This window comes from Pseudomonas sp. F007 (assembly GCF_057814275.1).
Genome location: NZ_JBVATA010000036.1, coordinates 1 through 313, shown reverse-complemented (window position 1 = coordinate 313; position 313 = coordinate 1). Strand labels below are relative to the sequence as shown.

The following is a 313-nucleotide window of genomic DNA, read 5'->3' as shown; positions in this document are numbered from 1 at the left end:
AGGCGTTGAAAGATGACCTGATCGTCAAGCTGAGCGGCGATCACGGCACCGTCACCATCAAGGCCGGCCAGACCTCGGCCATCTACACCGCACCGATTCAAGGCGATGACGTCTACAAAGACGGCGGCCCGCTGAGCGTGTCCATCGACAGCGCCAGCGTACCGGGCAAGGTCTTCGAAGACCTGCAACTGAGCAAAGAGCCGGGTGTGGTGCAGATCAACGACACCGTGGACACGGTGACGGTGAGTATCAAAGGCAACGGCGACGTGTTCGAGAACGCGAGCCCAACCTTCACTGTCAGCATCAACCAGGC

At 60.1% G+C, this 313-nt stretch carries 1 protein-coding gene; it reads left to right on the top strand.

The window, feature by feature from the left end:
- Positions 1-313 (top strand): immunoglobulin-like domain-containing protein (locus tag ACZYR5_RS29610; protein WP_489092929.1); only part of this gene is annotated, 313 nt, incomplete at both ends.